We start from the raw sequence: 18,050 nt of genomic DNA on the forward strand, positions 1-18,050 counted from the left end.
CACATGGTGGCGCTCTCGTCGCTGCGCTGCACGAACAGGCAAGGTTCCCCTTCCCATTCGACGATCGCACAGTCGACCTGAATCTCCTGCAGCGACAGATTGAGCTGTTGCATGACTCCCCCAAACTCTCGGCTATAACCCCCTTACTAATTAAAGAATTAATTGATTGTCTTAATGGAGGAATTCTAGAGCCCCCTGACTCATCCAAGTACTTGAAATAAATCGATATTCTTCTTTCAATCTCCATTCTAAGCTTCGCTAAAGCTAGCATCGGATCACGTCCTTTTAAATCATTTATTATCTCAACATCCTTCTCTAGCTTATATACTCTTTCATTCTGCATTCTTTCTTGAGGTAATGACTCCTCTACTTTAAACACTAACTTATCAATTTCTTTGCTGTCTATTCTTTCAAGTTCGAAGTCCCCATACTTTATTCTTTTTATTTCCTTTATATATGGAGATGACAAAATTATAAGTAATAAAAACACTGATATGACATCCACTTTAAAAAAAGACAAATTCAAAGTGTTAATAATTAGCAAGATCACTGAAAAAATGATGACTACCTGCCATATCATTAAGTCATGAAATCTTAATGGGAATTTTGAAATCAGGCGTCTAAAATACAGTTTTATATCATTAATAAATCGCATCAACGATGTCCATTCTTAAATGTTATAAGGTCAATACTTATAATACAGCTATAATTTATTTTCTCAATACACTTTAGCAGTAGGAAGATCACTCAGCCGTGTAGTGTATGCTGGCGACAGTAGCTCACGTTTCATTGACCACACCTGATGCGCTCCTTGACCAGCAAACCACAGTTTCGCCCTACCCGAATTGTTTATCCGATCAAGCACGCCCATGAGCTGTTCACTGTTATGCCGTGGTTTATACTCATCGAACAGCCCTAACTGAGCCACGCCTTGACTGTAAAAATCCTGCAGCATCACCCCGCCTTTCTGATACCGATGACCGGGTTGCCAAATCGCATCAAGGCAACGCATAGCCGCGGCGATAATGTCGCGAGTATCCTGTGTGGGTACGCTCAGTTTTATGCATGCAGTGTTGCCGTAGTATTCCTCATTGATTGCGAATGGGCTGGTTTTGAGCCACGCGCTGACATGCCGGCAATACTGGCGCTCCTCCCTCAACTTCTCAGCGGCACGCGTCGCGTACATACAAATAGCCTGGTGCATCTGGTCATACTCGGTGATCCGATCACCGAAACTGCGGCTGCAGATGATCTGTTGTTTTGTCGGTGCAAACTCCTCCAGCTCGAGGCACGGCTGGCCGCGCAACTCTCGCACCGTTCGCTCAATGACAACGCTGAAATGTTTGCGTATCATCGTCGTGCTCGCGTCGGCCAGTTGTAGTGCCGTTTCAATCCCCATCATGTTGAGCTTTTTCGATATCCGGCGTCCGATACCCCAGACCTCATCGACAGGCACGAGGCTCATCAATTTGCGCTGGCGCCCTTCATTGGATAGATCCACTACTCCACCGGTCTTGTCCCACTTCTTCGCCGCGAAGTTTGCCAGCTTGGCTAAAGTCTTAGTTTGGGCAATGCCAACACCCACAGTTAGCCCTGTATTGCGCAATACCTTGGCCCTCACCTGACGACCGAAAGTATCCAAATCAATGCAGTTACGAACGCCAGTCAGATCAAGGAAACTTTCGTCAATTGAATACACTTCTACGCGTGGCGCCATCTCTTCTAAAACAGCCATCACACGCTGAGACATGTCTGCGTATAACTCATAGTTGCTGCTGAACGCGATGCCCCCTGCGCGCTCAAATTCCCGCTTAATTTTGAAATAGGGTTCTCCCATCTTTAGCCCTAACGCCTTCGCTTCCTTGCTCCTGGCTACGACACATCCGTCGTTATTCGACAGAACGACAACAGGGCGCCCTCGCAGATCTGGTCGCCACAATGTTTCGCAGCTCGCGTAGAAGCTGTTCACATCAGCAAGCGCGTACATCACTTGAGCCTCGTTATCGAAGATACGACAACGCCCATCACCTCCAGATCGTCGCCGCCGTCATGAAGCAGGATCGGCTCATACTTCGGGTTCATGGGTTCCAATTGCGCGCGAGGATGCAAACAAAGGCGCTTCACGGTGAACTCGCCGGCTATGCTGGCAATCACAATATCGCCATGAGCGGGGCTGATGCTACGATCAACCACAAGCATAGAGCCCTCAGTGATGCCGGCCTCAAGCATGGAATCACCTGTCGCATAGAGAAAATAGGTCGCATTGGGATGGCTGATACAGTACTCGTTCAGATCGATGCGCGAGCTGACGTAATCTGCTGCGGGGCTGGGAAACCCCGCCGGTACCTTGTCGGCGAACAGCGGGATTTTGAGCTTGGTTGGGTTTGGTGTTGGATAAAAGAAAGTCATAATGTTGCCTTGTTACTGTGTTTTTATACAGTATATGCGCAAGATTTTGACGGGGGAAAGTTCGGATTTTTGTTAGATAGGTAGGATATTGATCGGTAAAGAAAGATAGTTTCTATGAATAGCCGGGTTCCCTCCCGGCAGCGCATCACATCCCGAGACGAGAAGCCAATACCGCATCAGACTCATCGGCAGTGTGCAAGAACAACACATCTTTGAAAGCGCCATAGCATGCGCCTACACTGCCCGCTCCCTGCGTCCCGCCAACCAATAATGGGGCAGTGAAACTGCTTAGATCTGCAAGCTTACCGGTAGCCGCTACGGAGGAGGTTACCGACAGTTTCCCTTTCTCGTAACCTTCAATGACACCAGACGCGACTTTGAAAAGTCCTGCCGATGGCACATAGTCAGCATAGATAGATGTCGCAGCACCTACCGCGCCGCCAGTACCAGCTGGCCATGCACTATCACGCGTACCATATCGCCAGGATTCAGTTATGGTGTTACCGTTCGTGATCATTGTCCGCAGATATGCCAGCGGCAGATTATTGATATTGTACCCAAGCTGAATACCGTTGTTGTCAGCACGGTACAGATCGCTCATGCGGCCAGCGATAAGGTACGCGGCCCCCTTTTGAATAACCTGGTTTGCGCGGCTCTTTAAGAACCAGCCACCGCCGGAGGTAATCTGAATAATAACCGCGCGCGCGGTAGCATCATACGTCATTGGCAACGGCGGAGTGCCCTGGGAACCTGCAATCAAATCACCGTCAACACCAAGCAGGTTGTAAATGGTCTGGACGTTTCCTGAACCATCCGCCTTTAGCCCGAATGCCGGCGCAGCACATACCGTCGCTCGGTCATACATGCCATTGTTCAGTAAAAATGAAAACCGCGCCAGGCAACCAGACTCGTCCGGGATAGTGCCTCCGTCTGCCACTACCCGCGCTTTATAGGCATTAAAGAGCGCCTGCGGGTCAAGGATTGATGCCGACAAGTTGAGAGCGGCACGAAAACCCGCATAGGCTTTGCCAGTATTGATAGCTGCTGTCATTTAAAATGCTCCATTCAGTGGTAGGCGGTCGAGGCATGCCCAGTTATATAGCGGAAAGGGTTGGTTATTCTTAGTGATCCAGCGTGATGTTTGAGTTGAGCTATCACGCAGGCAAACCAGTGGATAGACAAAGTCTTGGGTTGCTGGAACAGTGTTAGTGAATCCAATCAATAAGTGATCTGTAACTGCTGGGGATTGATTGAGATTAAGCCGGATAGTATTTGGTGCGATAACTACTACCGACTGAACCTCAGCAGAGGCATCTTGCAACGAGAAGCCTTGCCCTGGGCAATCAGCAATTGTTGTTGTATCAACTACCAGCGGCGGGTATGGGACATCGAACACGATGTCGATAGTGCTACCATTCACTGATAATGAGCGAGCTTTGAGCCCCGTCCAGGTGCCTTTTTTTGCTGGGTCGTACAGGTGCCAATAAATCGCCTGTGCGGCATATTCTCCTTGCAGCACTTTACCGGCGGCATTCAGATGGCTCAGCGTTGAATCGTTATAGAGCCAGTTGAGCGGGTATTTGGGGCCATACATGATGGCCTTTGCCGCGTTCTGACGCACATAAGTTAACTGGTCAGTGGCGGTGACAGAGTACGGCTGTACAATCACAGGCTCGCCGATTGGGTTTCCTTGATCGTCTACCTGCTGATTTTTGGTGTTGATGCGACTGCCGACCTGACCCACGATTTCTGCAAAATTATCGGCCTGGCCGGTAATCGCTTTGAAGTCAACTTGCATGCCCGAGAAATAAGGCATCATTTTCGCGAGATAGTCACCAGGATTTTGGGAGCTGCCGTTGTCGTTATCCGTCTCTCCATGCTCAAACGTCATGAATTTGAACGTGTAGCGCTTCCCTACTCCGTCGGCTGCATTTTTCCCAAGCTGCACGAAGTCCAGCGAGTTTTGATAAGGGATTGTCCCTTTGCTTATCTCAGCAAAAGAGCGGCCGCCTGCCGCAAATGGGGCATGAATAAAGACCTGGTTGCCAGGATTCTGATGGAGAATCGCATAATACATCGGCAACACGTTACCCTGGCGCCATCCTGCCGCCGGATACTGTGCATCGTTAAGCGTAGACAGGTCTGACTCGCTTACAGGATCCATGCCGCCGCCTTCCGGCCTTCCATTTGCACCCGCGAGTACTCGACCACGAAAAGTAGGATCGCGATTGACAATATTAATGCCGGCGCCATCTTTTGGCGTGTTCAGTGACTGGCCACCCGAACCACCGCCATGCACCTCGTTTGCATCGATAGGCATTTCTCGAATTGATGGCTCGTACTTAACCCCACTCCCTGCAGTTGCTTCACCTCCAGGCACATAACTGAAAATAAATCCGGTCGATGTCAGTTTTTGGGCGGTGAGTACTGGCCTCTCAGACCACACAACATTTCCTCGCCATGCCGCCGCCGGCACTCCGTTCTCGGTTTTTATCGTTGCAAGGGACTCACCCAGATTATCTTGAAGCGGGCCTTCAATACCTGGAATATAGAAACCGCCATCATCATCAATAGCGAGCAGTGCCGACTTTAAATCCTCTGCCAAAACCACATATTGAAATCCAACAATACGACGTGAAAATGTTGATGAACAAAGCGAGGAAACACGATCCTGAAGTGCATCGTCCATCCCGACAATGTTCATAGCACCATCATCGTCAATTGTGATAAGCCCGAGCTTTCCTGATTTATCCACCAGCGCCCATTGAAGCCCTTTATATCTGTTCGCTAATGATGTCGGGATCAACTGCTCAACATATTCCTGTATCCCACGAACAAGACCGGCGAGCCACAATTCACCATTATCGTCTACACCAAGTAGCGTTTCCGATGGGCCGTTTTTCGATTCCAACGAAAACTGCCACCCTTTAGAGGTGTAGTTTTTAAGCATCGATGTGATGTTTTTAAGCTGCGAAATATCGGCCAGGTTTGCCAACGCCTGTTGGTAAACCATTTGCACGAATTGCTCACTTGATATTTTCACACCCGTTGGTGTAATTACACCGCCAACGTTTTGATATTTTTCAGCTACAGCGCCTTCATCATCAGACCAGATAAAGAAGAATGCGCCGTCCGGTATTTCTCCTGATGCAATGGCAGAGGTAGCCTGCTCTTGAGTGTACGTTTTCCCAAGGGGAGATAAGTTAGCGATCAACCCTGCATTAGTAAGATGGGTATTCCCCAGTCGATCAATATACGTTTCTTGTTCTGACGTTGCCCACTCATCAAGTTTTGCGCCTGCAAATACATGGTCTTGAATTTTTGTACTTGGTACGGGGTCTTGCGAAGGCGTAGGAACTGGAATGCCTAAATAGGTATTAGCCATTATGCTACCTCATGATTACAGGCGTATATATGCCTCAGAAATTAATCTGATAAATTTGTTTTTAACGGTTATTGGTATATCTGTTCGGAATATTCGGTAAGGCTTAGCGTTTGCGTCTCATCTCCATTTGGCTTGGCGCTGTCAACTCGCCAGATCGTAGAGTTCAGTTCCGAGTTTGTTGCGATGAAATAACGACTGGCATTTTGTACGCTGACCCGATCATAAATGTTTAAGTCAAATGAGCCAGCTGCGGCCTGAAACGCTTTTGGATTGCCAATCACTGGATAAGCGCGCCAACGGCCACGATAATCACCGAGGCTGTCTGTCATCACCACCCACATATCACCCAAGCTAAAATCGATACGCTCTGAGGTCGTAAACACGTCGCCATTTCGGCCAGTGATATATCCGTTCTGTTGGGCGTTGTCGTACATGTCTGGGCACTGAACGACTGTTCCGCGAACCACCTGGGTGGACTCCAGCACTTTCACTGTCATTGTGACGCGAGATAACAAGATTTTTCGCGCCTCAAGCCATGCCCTGTCGTATGCCTGAACGCTGTTGCTGCAGCCATCCAGGCTGACCTGCAACGCATTTACCGTAGCATCTTCGACCTCAGTAATACCGTTGCCGTCGATGTTGAGGTAGATGTAGGCTTTCTTGTTCGTCAGCGGGTCGACATAGTCCAGCGTAACTCCGTCATATCCACCAGGGAGTGACATTTGCCAGGCGATTTTATACTCGTCCCAGAACATGTTAGAGCGCGCAAAAACGGCATCAGGGTTATCAACCTTTTCGTCTCGCCAGAACGTCAGCACGTCGCCGATATTATTCCCGTCCACGCGGGCTACATTACAGATGGTCTGAATACGTTCGCCGAGCGACATCTTTTCATCCGAAAAGGTGTAATCGAAGTAACCAAGCTGCGGATCTGGAAGCGAGTCAGCGATAGCATAAAGCGCAGCAACATCGATGCCAGATACCGGCTGCTGTCCTACGACTACCCACTCGTGCAGCACGGCATCGGCGAATGAACGACTCGGGCGAAGCGTGTAGTCAACCAGCCCCGCAGATCGGTCATAACTGATTGTGTGTCGATGAGCGAGCATGTTGTATTTCTGCTCTCGGTTACTGTTGCTGTCGTTGCTCCCCTTAATCGTCACTCGTGCGATTGTGTCGTTTGGGTAGACCACATTTTCACGGATATTCACCGCGTGAATCGCCATCAGCGTTACAACGTTAGCGTCATTGCTATTATCCAGGCGCTGGATAGTTACCGCATAGCGACCGCTGCCGGCCGCCGGCGTGAACTTATGCGTGGTACGAAAATATCTCGTCGTCACCTGGAAATCGTTGTCGAAGAAATAATCGTACTGTTCAGCTGTGCCGGGGATCTGGTTGTTATTGTCATCCACTTTCCAGAACCTGACGCGATAGCGCGTTGTGCCAGCCGTGGCGCCCAGTTGAACGAGCACATGCACCCAAACCTGAGATGAGGCAATGGGCGACACTGACGGGCCGATAACAAGCGGTGTTTGGTCGTTGAGGGTGAACAATGTGTTGTTTGTTATTGCGCTTCCCGGCAGTGATGTGATCTCCCCTGTCATTTCTGCGATGTAAAACGTCGTGTATGACTGAAGATCCTCGCCGATAAAGCTCTCAGACGAGATGATGTTTCCGCTGCCGGTAACGCTGCGCGTTACCATGTTCCCGCCCTCGCTCCATGTCGCATTGATAACAAAATTCACGGGGTGCGGGACGGCCAACGCCGCAAAATACGAGAAGTTATCATCGTTAGAGAGCACAGTCGCTTTAAGTTGATTGCTCTCGATTGCGACCTCAGTCGGCGAATTTGTCGTCGCCGTCTGTGCTGGGAAATCTTGTGATTCGTTCAGCCCGGGTACTGTTTCATTGTCGACATCATCAAACTGATATCCGACATCAATTCTCCCGATGCTAACGCCAGGGTCAAAAACCTGATAGCTGGCACCAGCCAGGCTACCGAGGTTCGATTCAGAATATCTTACAGACGAGATGGTGTACTTACCGAACCCAACTTCAAACCACTCTGTAAGATACTTATTGTTGTCAACGAACTCGAAAAGTGCTTCTTGAATGAGATCGGGGAAAACGCGACGCTGGCCGTAAACATTTGGCCGACCCTTGTAAAGTCTCGCACGGTTCGTCTGTCCTGTTAGATCGTTGTTGGGTGATTCCCCAGTTGCTACTGATACTGACGCGCTCGGTTTGTTTGATAGACCAAAAACCTTCAACGCACCGGACAGGATTTTTGTTACCGGCCGAAGTATTGTTGTTACCAGCTTACCTACTCCCCCCTCCGGCTGATCGAACACGGCCACAACATCATCTCGTTGCAGCTTGTAACTGATATCGAAATCATCTTCAATCTGGCGCCCGTTAAGCTTAATAACAACGTCGTTGTGCAGATTTAACCCATCGAGAAGGCTAACCAGCATCGAGCCAGTTTCGACGTCACCACGCTGCTTTGGCGCACCAGGGAGGCGTTGTAACTCATATCGAGGCATGTACCATGTACTCCACTCGGCTATAAATTTTGAGAAGTGCCACAGGACTATCACTGCGCACAAAACCGAACTCGCCACGAGAATGCAGGCACTTAACAGGACTGGTCATAATGCCGATATGCGAAGGAGAGTCACCACGGTAAAAAACCGCAATACACCCTGCTACGCCCACTGGCACCGTGCGCCAGTGTTCAGCCTCCTGCTCATAGCATGTGATGAAATCAGCGCCGGACTCATAACCTGCAACATGGTGCAACTCCAGTCCCAACACATGCCGATAATAGAGAACCACCAGCCCCCAGCAGTCCATGGCGTCAAAACTGCAGGCACGATTAGCCCACGGCTTGCCGTTAACAAGCCGGATAAATTCACTTTGCGTCATACAGTAATTAACCCTGGATAGTCTTTCGTGGTGTAGATGATGGGGTTTGCCAGTGTTAGTGGGTTCGTCTTCCCTGAGTTGACGGTCACATTTCCGCCATCTGCCGATACATCCGTGACAAATAACGTCCAGTTTTTCATAGAGACGGTATCGCCTATCGCATTCCACTGCTGATACAAACAGTTAATGGGGGTCATCCGGCCAACTCCGCGCCAGGACTTCAATGTCTGCCTGACGTGCTCCGAGGCAGCAATAAAAGTGATGGTCATTGATATGACTGCTGTACCGTCCTGAGCTGGCTCAGTCACACTAAAGCGCGCTGGCTCGAACTCATTACCCCCAAACGTCGCAGCCCCGAACAGATTGTTTACGACACGGTAATAGCCAAACGATGGGTGATAAAACTCTACCGTCTGTTTGATATCGCTCGCCGGACGCCGTTCTTTCCACTCTCTCAGTGTCGGCATTAGGTTTTCTCCGGGATAATTTCAGTAACCAGCAGATCCAGCCAATAGCCGTGATTGGACTGAGCTCCGACGATCCAGTCGTCATAGTCCTCAGTGATGTCATCAATCCCATTGCTGATAACAGTCGCAGTCCATGTCACAACATTACCGTTTTTGCTGGTCTGCACCGGCATGTTAACGAAGTGCAGCGTCTGCAGTTGAACGCCCTGCGTGTCACCCAGGTCGATTGGCATCTGGAACCAGTTTCGCCCGCGGTCGCAGTACGTCGGGGATCGGAGCCACGACTTAAACCGCTCTGCCTGCTGCAGCGTGAATATCCACTGAAGCGCCCATGTTGCTTTGATATCTGTGGTGATTGGGGTGAAGATCGCAGGGCCAACAGCAGGTTGTGTCGTCAGCCATCCCGTATCCTGCGTCATGTTCTGGTCTGCTCGCTGCGGAAGCGGCAGTAATTCCGGGTATGAAACTGTTGCCACGTTTCCTCCGGGCACAAAAAACCCGCCGAAGCGGGTGAAGTTTAAAGGCTGCCTGATGCCCTGCGATTTAGCCCGAAAGTTTGCTGCATCTGGGATGATACAGGGCCACCTCGCTCTAAGTCAGTTAACAGCAGATCAACTACGACATTGCCATCCTGCATATAAGCATCAGTGTTCTGAACAGCAGCGCCTGATGACTGGTTGTTCACGTTTACTTGGACATTAACACTGCCTCCACCATGCATGTCCCTATTGCTGATCACCTTGCCGTTGTCACCGGGGATCATGTACTGCTTACCAGTGCTCGCCTGGTAAATCTCTGGCTTGCCGCCCTCGCCTACCTGGTACATGCTACCAGCAGTTACCGGGCCACCATTTTTACGTTTACCAGCAACACCCATCGCCAAGGCGCCAAGAACGGCACCCACACCAATGGCTGCAGCCCCACCGAATGACCCGATAGAAGCAACGATCGCCGCAGGTGTCCATGCTGCTGTTGTCGTGGCAGCAGCAGCGGTGCTAGCGGCTGTCGTTGTTGCAGTTCCAGCTACTGATGCTGCAGTCGTTGCAGCAATAGCCGACGTCTGCGCCGCAGAGCCCATTACCGCCGACTTGACCCAGTCAACCCCCATCTGAACAAAGGCATTCACCAGGCTATTAAGGACTGTTGAGCCAAGCGAACGCGCTGCCTCTTCCGCACTCATGCTGCCGGTGATAATGCCAGAGAAGGCATTGGATGCGTTGCCGCCGAGTGCATCCAGTGACGCAGCTAGTGCCTCATTCCCTGCGTTCTGATTGCGGAATATCTCCCACTGTGCCGCGATCCGCTGTTGTTCGTACTGAGTATTTGCTGCCCTCATCAACTCAAGTCCACGCTGAGTGATTACCCCTTTCTCAGTCTCGAACTGTTGAATCAATGCCAGCTTCTGCGCGTTCTCGTTGGCAAGCTGCTGAACTGGGTCAACCATGCCGGCGGCTTGCTGTTGAGGACTTACCACAGCTTCAGCCCGGATTTTTGCCAGATTTACCTGATGCTGTTGCTCCAGTTGCTCAGCCGTGGTGTTGTACTGCTCCTGGCTGATTTTCTTAGCCGCCAACGCCGTGTTTAAATCCTTAACGTCCTGCGTGTAGCTGGCGTTCTCTTTGGCTTCTGGCAGGAGCTTCTCTGCTGCTGCCTGCGCTTTGATAGCGTTGGCTGTGTCCCACTTTTTGGCAGCGTAAGCACCAGCCTCAGCGATCTGGGCCTGTGTAGCTCCTTTCCCCAGTGATTGCTGTGCGGTAAGAATCGCCTGCTCTCGGCTAAGCTCGCTTGTTGAGTCCGCCGCAAGCTCTGACTGCTGCTTCAGGTTTGCCAGCTTCTGAGCAACGCTTTCAGCCTGGTTGGCTGACTTCTTGCCCTCCGCATTGCTTTCTTTCTGGGCTTTGGTATTCCGCTCTATCTCGGCATACTGATCTTGGAGTTTCTTCACTCGCGGATCATTCTTAGATATGCCAGCATCTTCAGCGTCATATACTGCCTGTAGCCTGGCCCTTGCTTCCCCCTCAAGTTTCGATAGCTCTATGCGTCGCTGAGAACGTTTTACCAACGCATCTTGCTTAGGGTTTACGGTGCCCGAGTTGTTAAAGTTGATCGTGCCATTGGCAGCGCTTTCAGAAGCTTTTGCTACCGAATTCATGTCGCCGATCAGTGTGGCCGCTTTGTTGCTGAGTGCAGCTAACGCCTGATTTTGTTCTGACCAGCCATCAAGGCCAAGCCATGACCACGTTCTTGCTCTACGTGCATACATTTCGCCAGTTGACGTAAGATCTGCAATCTTCTGTGACGCTGTCTCTGTTTTGCCACTTAGCCTATCTATTGCTGCGCTGATAGAGTCAATAACCTTCACCATGGTTGCGCTAGCGCCCATAGCTTCGTTCATTTTCCCAATTAGATTTTGAAGGGAAATCGTAAGGGAGTTGCTCGCCTGATCCATCGTCCTTGGGAGCTTCGAGAATTCATCGTTAACTGCCGATGACTGCTTCATGATTGCATTAAGTGCATCCTGAGCACTCAACTTCCCCTCGAGCATTGCTTGTCGCAACTGTCCCATTGATAGTCCCATCCCTGCGCCAATCTGCCTAGCAAGTTCAGGCATTTGTTCAAGGATGGAGTTAAATTCTTCGGCTCTTACTGTGCCGGAGGAAATAGACTGGCCGAATTGTCTTAATGCATTTGCCATCTCTTCTGTAGAAGAGCCGCCAACTCGCCCTATTTTCTGAAGCGTATTGGTTAATGCAAGTATTTGGGCGTTGGTTGCTCCAGTCCCTTTTAGCGCGGAGGTCATCGCCTCCCACAGCTTGGCCGTATCCCTGAGGCTAGCGCCAGTAGTCGATGCTATGGCCGTCAACGTTTCAAACGTAGACATTGCTGTTGCGGCATCAGTTGATAGCCTGAGGATCCGTGACTGAAGTTGCGTAATGTTATCGGCGACTGTCAAAAAAGCCTTGCCGTAATCGATAATCAAAGCAACTGATATTGCGCTTGCAACACCGCTCAACACTGATTTAAACCCAGACATAGACCTACCAGCACTATCGGCAGAGGATGTCAGTCCATCAACGGCTTTAGATGAACGATTGGCTTGTTTTTCCATCTCCCCTAACACGACAGCTGCTTGACGGCTACCTGTGACCATCTTTGCAGTTTCAATATCAACTTGGTAAACCAAGCTCCCACCGTCCTGCTCCGCCATTTACTGATCTCCGGGCATAAAAAAACCCCGGTTGAACGGGGTTTATTTTCTAATGGTTAATATTTTACTTGCAGGCTTCATTACCTACATAATCAGCGATTGATTGGGGAACTATATCGCTCATGTTCAGGTCAGCGCGGGATAACTTCATTTGCTCTAGGGTCTCGCCATCCCCCAGGTACTTTACTGTGCGATTAACGCAGTCGTAAGCACGTTCAGAGTATGACACCCCGGAACTACCCTCTCGCTTAGTAATAATGGTTTTCAGACCATCACGCTCCCCCTTACCTAACACTGTATACACAGCTTTGGAATCGGTAGGTATTGAAATTTTATACTCTGCCGACATGACAAATGGAGAAACAAACAATGCAAGTAAAAATAAAGTCTTTTTCATAGATACCCCATATCAACCAGCCCAACCTTCCAACTTTCTCTTCGCTTCTATCTTCGCAAGCTTATCAAAGTCTTTTTGGCGGCGCAGTATAACTGCGTACTGGCGATAGCCATGATGGGCCGGATAATAGAGTTCGCGGTCAACGTCTCCCAGAACTGATCGGTACTCTTCCAAATTCGCCTCATGCTTTGCCTTCAGCGCTTTCATCGCCAGTGGGGCAAGGGCGATCTGCTGCTCACACAGCGCTATAGCTTTCTTAAGATGTTTGTTTTCAGCGCGAAGCTTATAGTGAGCCTTGATCTGTTCCTGCAATCCGAAGTGAACCTGAATTATCTGGTCATACGAAAGATGCCGCAGGCCATCCAGCCATTCTTCCTCAGTCACATCCCTATCCCCATCAATCAAAGATGACCCGATCTTAGCAGAGAGCATGAAGTAGGCAACGAAAACGAGGATTCAGAAAGCAAAAAGCCCACTCAGGTGGGCTTTTATCAGTTAGTAGTTTCTCTCGGCACGCTTCATCAGTCTGTCTTGTGGCGATTGAGTTTTGGTAGACAGAGGAGCGACAAACTCTTTCCACTCTTTGCTGTCTTTCTGAGCAGACGATTGTTTGCTATTCAATTGATAATCATCGTTCTGGCCTGCGCATCCCGATAGAACTATCACACCCAGGGCAACCAGCAGTAACTTTCGCATCTCTACATCCTTATAGGAAAAACAACTCATCAAATGATAACGAATCTCACTTGCATGGTAAAGTAAACGATTGAAAGCAAAACGCACCTTAGGGATGAACTTCACTCCTATAAATCATAGTCATTCAGTTATCGTTGACAGCTGAAATTTATCTCTGCTCGCGCTTGCCAAATGCATACCCTAGAGCCAGAGTGAGTATAGGTGTAAAGATCGACCAAACATCTTTTAACGCAGAGACAATATCTATTTTATCTGGATCATTTTTATCAAAAACAAAATGAAAATATGCCAACATTATGCAAATACTGAAAGTTGCGCCAAGATAGAAACAATACTTCAACGTCATCCATATGAATGAGTCTCGTGCATGTTCACCAGTACCTATTTGTTCGGCAATAACGCCAACCTTGCTCGCGCCAAATAAATCAGATTTATTTACTGATGGCTTAGCATCTGGAGTTTCATCATCAATATTCGGCTTACTTGGCTTAACACGCTCAGTCATCACGCCCCCTCATAGAGTGAGAATGTCACTATAACAATATCTGAGCCATTATTTGTCCGCATAAACCTAGAAACCCAAGCAATGAAAATTTTCCTACCATCTGATTTATCACCAATTTTAGTTGGTGCAAGCAAGCCTGATTCATTCCCACCCTGTTTTTTCTCAACACAATGTGTAAACTCAATACTATTATCACTTACAGAAACAACAATTGTTCTCTTAATATCCTTGTACTCTTCGCTATCAATAGCTTTTATTATAATAGCCACATCCAGGCCTTGATAACTCATGTTAATATTACCACATGAATCATTTAATTTCAGATGAAGAACTCCGGATTCTACAAGCTCCAAATCGTTAGCGATAACAGAAAAAGTCATATAAACCACCATGAAATCATCGAGAACGGAAAAATGTCAATCCGTAACATATATTACTTTATTCTCATCTATAACTAGAGTCTTTGCAAGAACCATCTCAGGTAACCGTTTAATTATTAACTTACCAACAATCTAGAGACAAGGCGTCTATATAATAACCTTTGCCACCTTACCTGACAGTTCTTCTACGCAGCCTTAGCCAGTCGTCGCGCCTTCTTCTTCATGTACTCGTCCGCGACAGCATCGTACTCTTCAGCGGTGAACCCTTTCTGATCTGGGTATTTAGCGTTAATCAGCAGCTGAAATTCCGTCATGGTCAGTTGCTCAGCCTCAGCGCGCGGCATGCAGAAGTGATTACGAGCAGCACTGATGTACTCGAATGCGCTGAACTCACTGACAAAGCTGTTTGTCTCATGCCGCTGAAGACGACGCACCTTGGCTTTTCCGATGATGCCATGAGTGATCAGCGACTGCCCGAGGATGATAATGTCGCTCGCCGGCAAGCTGCCACGACGGAGCACGAACGCCCTTCTACCTCGCTTACTTGGCCGCAGCTCCCCCACCAGCGCGCTGATATCGTCATCGCAGCAGGCCTGCATTACGATCATGCCGGCAAAGATAGCTGAACTGCTAAACGATGGTGAGTTGATATAGGCAAGCAACCACCCTGGGATATCGGCATACGCTGCCACAGCTGCAGAAAGCAATCTCGGCGCCTCACTGGTATGGAGTTCAGCAAAGCGCTCTACAATCTCCGCTGGAGAGCCTATACGCGACATGTTTCCGAATGATGGCCTGAAGAAGTAGTCGCGGCTGGCGTCTGATATGAGCATCTCGCCAATTTCAGTTAATGGAGTCATGGTTGCCTCGAATAATTATCATCAAGGGCGCGCAAACGCCCTTTGTGATAGTCACGCGGTGACAGTTGCTGCGAATACAGTCGTAAAAGCCCCGTCGTTGGTTTTTACAGTGATGTTTGCTGCGCCTGCTGTGGCGCCAGATGGTGCTGATACGGTGACAACCAAACCGTTAGCCGTTGCAGTTGCCCGCGCTGGTACAGACGAAACCAAAGTAAACGATTGATCGGTCGCATTGGCTGGAGCAAAGACAACGTTAAATGTGGTTGTCTCGCCGGCGGCTACCGTGCCACTGGTTGGGGTCAGAGTGATCCCTGTGACTGGAATATCAACCGGGGTGTCGATCACCTGGATGGTATCGGAATCGGCCACTTTGAACTCTGTAGACAGCGTAACGATGTCATTAGTGCCGCCGTCAGAACTCAGCGCGGTGATAACCATGTAACCGATGAAGGTGATCGGGCCATACTCTTCACGCACCCACAAGGTGGGCTGGCGACCAGCCTGAATTTCGTCGTTGTAATACTTAACGAACTTCGCTACGCCGAACTGATCCAGCTTATCGCGCTTACGCACTTCGCCTTCAAAGCTCAGAGTAAAGTCTGAGTTAGTGACCAGGTTTTCAACATAGCCCTTGGTGTCATCCGCATCCGAAGTTACGGTATTTGGACTGAAGTCGAAGCCTTTGGAAGTACCGGCGATCAGCGACTGCCATTCGCTTTCTGCTGGCACTGTATCAGGGCAGCCCAAAGCCACCTCAAGCACAATGCCACGACCGAACAACTTGCTGTTGTCAGTTGAGCAACCTTGCATATTGCTTACCTCTTTAATTATTGATTACTCGCCGTACAGGCAAGCGAATTGCAGGCGATAGACTAATCGCCCTTCAGTTGTGGAAACTGGGGATGGGATGCCGCCGACGTTCTCAATATGGCCGATGCAGTCATTTGGCATGGGATTGTTCTGGATGTGGCTGATAATCGCCTGAACAGCGTTATCTACCTCTTCATCCTCTCCAATGGCGCCGATGACGTCGACCAGCACCAGATATTCGCTGACCAGATCGTTGCGAACTGGGCTACCACCGTTTGGACGAAAGACAATGAATTTATCTTCGCCCTTTCCGGTGTCCCTCCAGCGCAACATCTGCGTAGTGAAGCCGGCGGTCAGTTCTGACTCGACAAAGTAATCACGAACACGGCGATGCATAGCTGGCGTCATAGCTGCATCTCCTTCTTGATCGCTCTGTCAATCTGCGCCTTGGTATCCTCAAACCCTTTGGTAAGAAACTCTTTTTGGGCGGTGGCGCGCCGGAATTTCTGGGGTATATTCGGGTCATGAACGTAAACAGCGTAATTGGCCGAATAGCCAACGCGCCCCGTAATCCGGGAGCCATTCACGGAAATATCTCGATACTGGCTATTGAGTAGCGTCGACGTATCGATAGGGGTGTATAAAGCAGCCTGTGTCCCACCAATCAGCAGCGCTGACTGCATAGCCCTGACAACTCTCCTCCCCTTGATATCGCCGATTAACCTATCAAGAGTGGCCTGAGCCTCCCGGATACCTTTAACCTTCACGCCCATATCAAACCCCTGTGATAATCGCGTAGTCATCGGCGATGCGGTCGAATGTATCGGCGTACCGGATGATGTGGCGAACCTCATCAGCACCATCAACCTTTTTCGGGTCTGGTTCAGATGAAGCACCGATCAGGATATAGTCACCCTGGCGGGCATCCGCATACTCAGTCCAGTGCGTGTTTTTTACGACAAACTCAAGCCCGATATCGCCAAGCCGTGCAGTCGCATCACCACCGTAATCGCACATGATCTGGATAGGCTCAGCGAAGGAAGATTTACCGTAATCGTCCATGCCAAGTTTTTTCCAGACCGTAGCGACCGCCGTATAGCTCCAGTTAGCCGCTGCACTCATGAGAGATAATCCTCATACTGGTCAGGACAGCCAGGGCAGTTGGGGCATTTTTCGCAATCAGGTTTCTCCTCATCGCTTTTTCTCTCTTCCTGCATCAGCAGCCTCCCACAACGTCAAAGAACCCCACGCTAGTGCCAACGTCGATCGGCAAGCCTGCAGTGCATCCGGCGGTATCCAACGCTGCCAGCGTGTTCCTCATGGTTTTGATGTCGCCGCTATAATCGAACGACCTCGACGCCCCTGAAGGCGCTGACTGTGACTTGATACGCTGGCTAAAGGCCGTTATCGCCATAAGGGTGACGGCGTATACCTGTATCAGCATCAGATCGCAATCGTCGTAGCCAGACGCCTCCAGGCACTGACGGATACCGTCCAGCTTGCACAGGTAGGCATCGATCATGAAGTCAGGAATGGAGTAACCCAGCGCAGACAACTGCTGTTTAACCTGCGCCGCCGTTATCTGCGCTGCCATGATTACTTATCCTTCTTGGTTGCTGCCGCCAACGCAGCTTCTGCTGTATCAGCACGCTGTTTCTCTGCTGCCAGTTCTGCAGCCTGGGCCTGCTTCAGTTGCTCCAGCGCGTCGGCATGTTCCTTATCCTTCGCCGCTGCTGCAGCCTGGGCCTGCTTCAGTTGCTCCAGCGCGTCGTCCAACTTTGTCTGAAGTGCGGATGTGTCGGCATTGGCTGTAGCGGTCGATGTGGCCGCTTCTAATGCCAGTTTCTCGCCTTTCTTTTCTGCTGATTGCTCCGCCTTACCATCGGCAATCCACTTCCCTGCAACCGCGTCATCTACTTCGTAGACTTTGCCAACTTCCAGTTTTTGGAAGTTGGCACCGGCAAAGAGGTTTGCTACCAAAACTTTTACGAGTGCCATGATTTTT

General features: G+C 49.7%; 21 protein-coding genes and 1 pseudogene. All 22 read right to left on the bottom strand.

All coding sequences use genetic code 11. From position 1 onward, the window contains the following. Window positions 1-116 (bottom strand): annotated as a pseudogene (locus ACJ8MK_RS00005) (hypothetical protein); the annotation flags it as partial. A 602-nt stretch (window positions 117-718) separates the two neighbouring features. Beyond that, entirely contained in the window at window positions 719-1,987 is a 1,269-nt protein-coding gene (umuC, locus tag ACJ8MK_RS00010; protein WP_442517386.1) for a translesion error-prone DNA polymerase V subunit UmuC, read from the bottom strand. Next, the gene (gene umuD, locus ACJ8MK_RS00015; protein ID WP_033637997.1) at window positions 1,987-2,409 is read right to left on the bottom strand and encodes a translesion error-prone DNA polymerase V autoproteolytic subunit; all 423 of its coding nucleotides are present in this window, start codon (window positions 2,407-2,409) and stop codon (window positions 1,987-1,989) included. The genes umuC and umuD overlap by 1 nt, the downstream gene beginning before the upstream one ends. Window positions 2,410-2,554: 145 nt before the next feature. After that, a complete protein-coding gene (locus tag ACJ8MK_RS00020) occupies window positions 2,555-3,460 on the bottom strand; it encodes a hypothetical protein (RefSeq protein WP_442517387.1) in 906 nt (301 codons plus the stop codon). Beyond that, complete coding sequence (locus ACJ8MK_RS00025) at window positions 3,461-5,794, bottom strand: hypothetical protein (protein ID WP_442517388.1); 2,334 nt, start codon at window positions 5,792-5,794, stop codon at window positions 3,461-3,463. Window positions 5,795-5,862: 68 nt separating this feature from the next. Beyond that, window positions 5,863-8,340, bottom strand: a complete 2,478-nt coding sequence (locus tag ACJ8MK_RS00030) for a host specificity factor TipJ family phage tail protein (RefSeq protein WP_442517389.1) — start codon at window positions 8,338-8,340, stop codon at window positions 5,863-5,865. After that, window positions 8,327-8,722 carry an NlpC/P60 family protein gene (locus tag ACJ8MK_RS00035; RefSeq protein ID WP_174158775.1) on the bottom strand — a complete coding sequence of 132 codons (396 nt, stop codon included), beginning with the start codon at window positions 8,720-8,722 and terminating at the stop codon, window positions 8,327-8,329. The genes ACJ8MK_RS00030 and ACJ8MK_RS00035 overlap by 14 nt, the downstream gene beginning before the upstream one ends. Next, window positions 8,719-9,189 carry a hypothetical protein gene (locus ACJ8MK_RS00040; protein WP_442517390.1) on the bottom strand — a complete coding sequence of 157 codons (471 nt, stop codon included), beginning with the start codon at window positions 9,187-9,189 and terminating at the stop codon, window positions 8,719-8,721. Before ACJ8MK_RS00040 ends, ACJ8MK_RS00035 begins: the two co-directional genes overlap by 4 nt. Further along, window positions 9,189-9,665: a hypothetical protein gene (locus tag ACJ8MK_RS00045; protein ID WP_174158773.1), complete on the bottom strand. Its 477-nt coding sequence runs from the start codon at window positions 9,663-9,665 to the stop codon at window positions 9,189-9,191. Before ACJ8MK_RS00045 ends, ACJ8MK_RS00040 begins: the two co-directional genes overlap by 1 nt. 41 nt (window positions 9,666-9,706) lie before the next feature. After that, window positions 9,707-12,397, bottom strand: coding sequence for a tape measure protein (locus tag ACJ8MK_RS00050; RefSeq protein WP_442517391.1), 2,691 nt, complete (start codon window positions 12,395-12,397; stop codon window positions 9,707-9,709). A 64-nt stretch (window positions 12,398-12,461) separates the two neighbouring features. Continuing rightward, window positions 12,462-12,794 carry a hypothetical protein gene (locus ACJ8MK_RS00055; RefSeq protein WP_442517392.1) on the bottom strand — a complete coding sequence of 111 codons (333 nt, stop codon included), beginning with the start codon at window positions 12,792-12,794 and terminating at the stop codon, window positions 12,462-12,464. A gap of 12 nt (window positions 12,795-12,806) precedes the next feature. Continuing rightward, entirely contained in the window at window positions 12,807-13,178 is a 372-nt protein-coding gene (locus ACJ8MK_RS00060; protein ID WP_442517393.1) for a hypothetical protein, read from the bottom strand. Between the two features lie 111 nt (window positions 13,179-13,289). Beyond that, window positions 13,290-13,490 (bottom strand): lipoprotein, encoded by a 201-nt coding sequence (locus ACJ8MK_RS00065; protein WP_240023955.1) that lies wholly within the window; start codon window positions 13,488-13,490, stop codon window positions 13,290-13,292. Window positions 13,491-13,638: 148 nt separating this feature from the next. Further along, window positions 13,639-13,995 carry a hypothetical protein gene (locus tag ACJ8MK_RS00070; RefSeq protein ID WP_442517394.1) on the bottom strand — a complete coding sequence of 119 codons (357 nt, stop codon included), beginning with the start codon at window positions 13,993-13,995 and terminating at the stop codon, window positions 13,639-13,641. Then, a complete protein-coding gene (locus tag ACJ8MK_RS00075; RefSeq protein WP_442517395.1) occupies window positions 13,995-14,375 on the bottom strand; it encodes a hypothetical protein in 381 nt (126 codons plus the stop codon). The genes ACJ8MK_RS00070 and ACJ8MK_RS00075 overlap by 1 nt, the downstream gene beginning before the upstream one ends. Before the next feature lie 185 nt (window positions 14,376-14,560). Next, a complete protein-coding gene (locus tag ACJ8MK_RS00080) occupies window positions 14,561-15,235 on the bottom strand; it encodes a DUF6246 family protein (protein ID WP_442517396.1) in 675 nt (224 codons plus the stop codon). Between the two features lie 51 nt (window positions 15,236-15,286). Next, window positions 15,287-16,045, bottom strand: a complete 759-nt coding sequence (locus tag ACJ8MK_RS00085; RefSeq protein ID WP_442517397.1) for an Ig-like domain-containing protein — start codon at window positions 16,043-16,045, stop codon at window positions 15,287-15,289. A 24-nt stretch (window positions 16,046-16,069) separates the two neighbouring features. Beyond that, window positions 16,070-16,453, bottom strand: a complete 384-nt coding sequence (locus ACJ8MK_RS00090) for a phage tail termination protein (protein WP_442517398.1) — start codon at window positions 16,451-16,453, stop codon at window positions 16,070-16,072. Further along, the gene (locus ACJ8MK_RS00095) at window positions 16,450-16,818 is read right to left on the bottom strand and encodes a hypothetical protein (RefSeq protein WP_043147358.1); all 369 of its coding nucleotides are present in this window, start codon (window positions 16,816-16,818) and stop codon (window positions 16,450-16,452) included. The genes ACJ8MK_RS00090 and ACJ8MK_RS00095 overlap by 4 nt, the downstream gene beginning before the upstream one ends. 1 nt (window position 16,819) lies before the next feature. Next, complete coding sequence (locus ACJ8MK_RS00100) at window positions 16,820-17,167, bottom strand: hypothetical protein (protein ID WP_043147357.1); 348 nt, start codon at window positions 17,165-17,167, stop codon at window positions 16,820-16,822. Between the two features lie 94 nt (window positions 17,168-17,261). Next, entirely contained in the window at window positions 17,262-17,639 is a 378-nt protein-coding gene (locus ACJ8MK_RS00105; protein ID WP_049300002.1) for a DUF7370 family protein, read from the bottom strand. A 2-nt stretch (window positions 17,640-17,641) separates the two neighbouring features. After that, a complete protein-coding gene (locus ACJ8MK_RS00110) occupies window positions 17,642-18,043 on the bottom strand; it encodes a hypothetical protein (RefSeq protein ID WP_442517399.1) in 402 nt (133 codons plus the stop codon). Between the last annotated feature and the right edge of the window lie 7 nt (window positions 18,044-18,050).

Source organism: Serratia sp. CY38905 (genome assembly GCF_052168875.1).
Lineage (GTDB): Bacteria > Pseudomonadota > Gammaproteobacteria > Enterobacterales > Enterobacteriaceae > Serratia > Serratia sarumanii.

Coding starts and splice junctions, on each gene's coding strand:
- umuC (WP_442517386.1), bottom strand. CDS start 1,987: ATGTACGCGCTTGCTGATGTGAACAGCTTCTACGCGAGCTGCGAAACA.
- umuD (WP_033637997.1), bottom strand. CDS start 2,409: ATGACTTTCTTTTATCCAACACCAAACCCAACCAAGCTCAAAATCCCG.
- ACJ8MK_RS00020 (WP_442517387.1), bottom strand. CDS start 3,460: ATGACAGCAGCTATCAATACTGGCAAAGCCTATGCGGGTTTTCGTGCC.
- ACJ8MK_RS00025 (WP_442517388.1), bottom strand. CDS start 5,794: ATGGCTAATACCTATTTAGGCATTCCAGTTCCTACGCCTTCGCAAGAC.
- ACJ8MK_RS00030 (WP_442517389.1), bottom strand. CDS start 8,340: ATGCCTCGATATGAGTTACAACGCCTCCCTGGTGCGCCAAAGCAGCGT.
- ACJ8MK_RS00035 (WP_174158775.1), bottom strand. CDS start 8,722: ATGACGCAAAGTGAATTTATCCGGCTTGTTAACGGCAAGCCGTGGGCT.
- ACJ8MK_RS00040 (WP_442517390.1), bottom strand. CDS start 9,189: ATGCCGACACTGAGAGAGTGGAAAGAACGGCGTCCGGCGAGCGATATC.
- ACJ8MK_RS00050 (WP_442517391.1), bottom strand. CDS start 12,397: ATGGCGGAGCAGGACGGTGGGAGCTTGGTTTACCAAGTTGATATTGAA.
- ACJ8MK_RS00055 (WP_442517392.1), bottom strand. CDS start 12,794: ATGAAAAAGACTTTATTTTTACTTGCATTGTTTGTTTCTCCATTTGTC.
- ACJ8MK_RS00065 (WP_240023955.1), bottom strand. CDS start 13,490: ATGCGAAAGTTACTGCTGGTTGCCCTGGGTGTGATAGTTCTATCGGGA.
- ACJ8MK_RS00070 (WP_442517394.1), bottom strand. CDS start 13,995: ATGACTGAGCGTGTTAAGCCAAGTAAGCCGAATATTGATGATGAAACT.
- ACJ8MK_RS00075 (WP_442517395.1), bottom strand. CDS start 14,375: ATGACTTTTTCTGTTATCGCTAACGATTTGGAGCTTGTAGAATCCGGA.
- ACJ8MK_RS00080 (WP_442517396.1), bottom strand. CDS start 15,235: ATGACTCCATTAACTGAAATTGGCGAGATGCTCATATCAGACGCCAGC.
- ACJ8MK_RS00085 (WP_442517397.1), bottom strand. CDS start 16,045: ATGCAAGGTTGCTCAACTGACAACAGCAAGTTGTTCGGTCGTGGCATT.
- ACJ8MK_RS00090 (WP_442517398.1), bottom strand. CDS start 16,453: ATGACGCCAGCTATGCATCGCCGTGTTCGTGATTACTTTGTCGAGTCA.
- ACJ8MK_RS00095 (WP_043147358.1), bottom strand. CDS start 16,818: ATGGGCGTGAAGGTTAAAGGTATCCGGGAGGCTCAGGCCACTCTTGAT.
- ACJ8MK_RS00100 (WP_043147357.1), bottom strand. CDS start 17,167: ATGAGTGCAGCGGCTAACTGGAGCTATACGGCGGTCGCTACGGTCTGG.
- ACJ8MK_RS00105 (WP_049300002.1), bottom strand. CDS start 17,639: ATGGCAGCGCAGATAACGGCGGCGCAGGTTAAACAGCAGTTGTCTGCG.
- ACJ8MK_RS00110 (WP_442517399.1), bottom strand. CDS start 18,043: ATGGCACTCGTAAAAGTTTTGGTAGCAAACCTCTTTGCCGGTGCCAAC.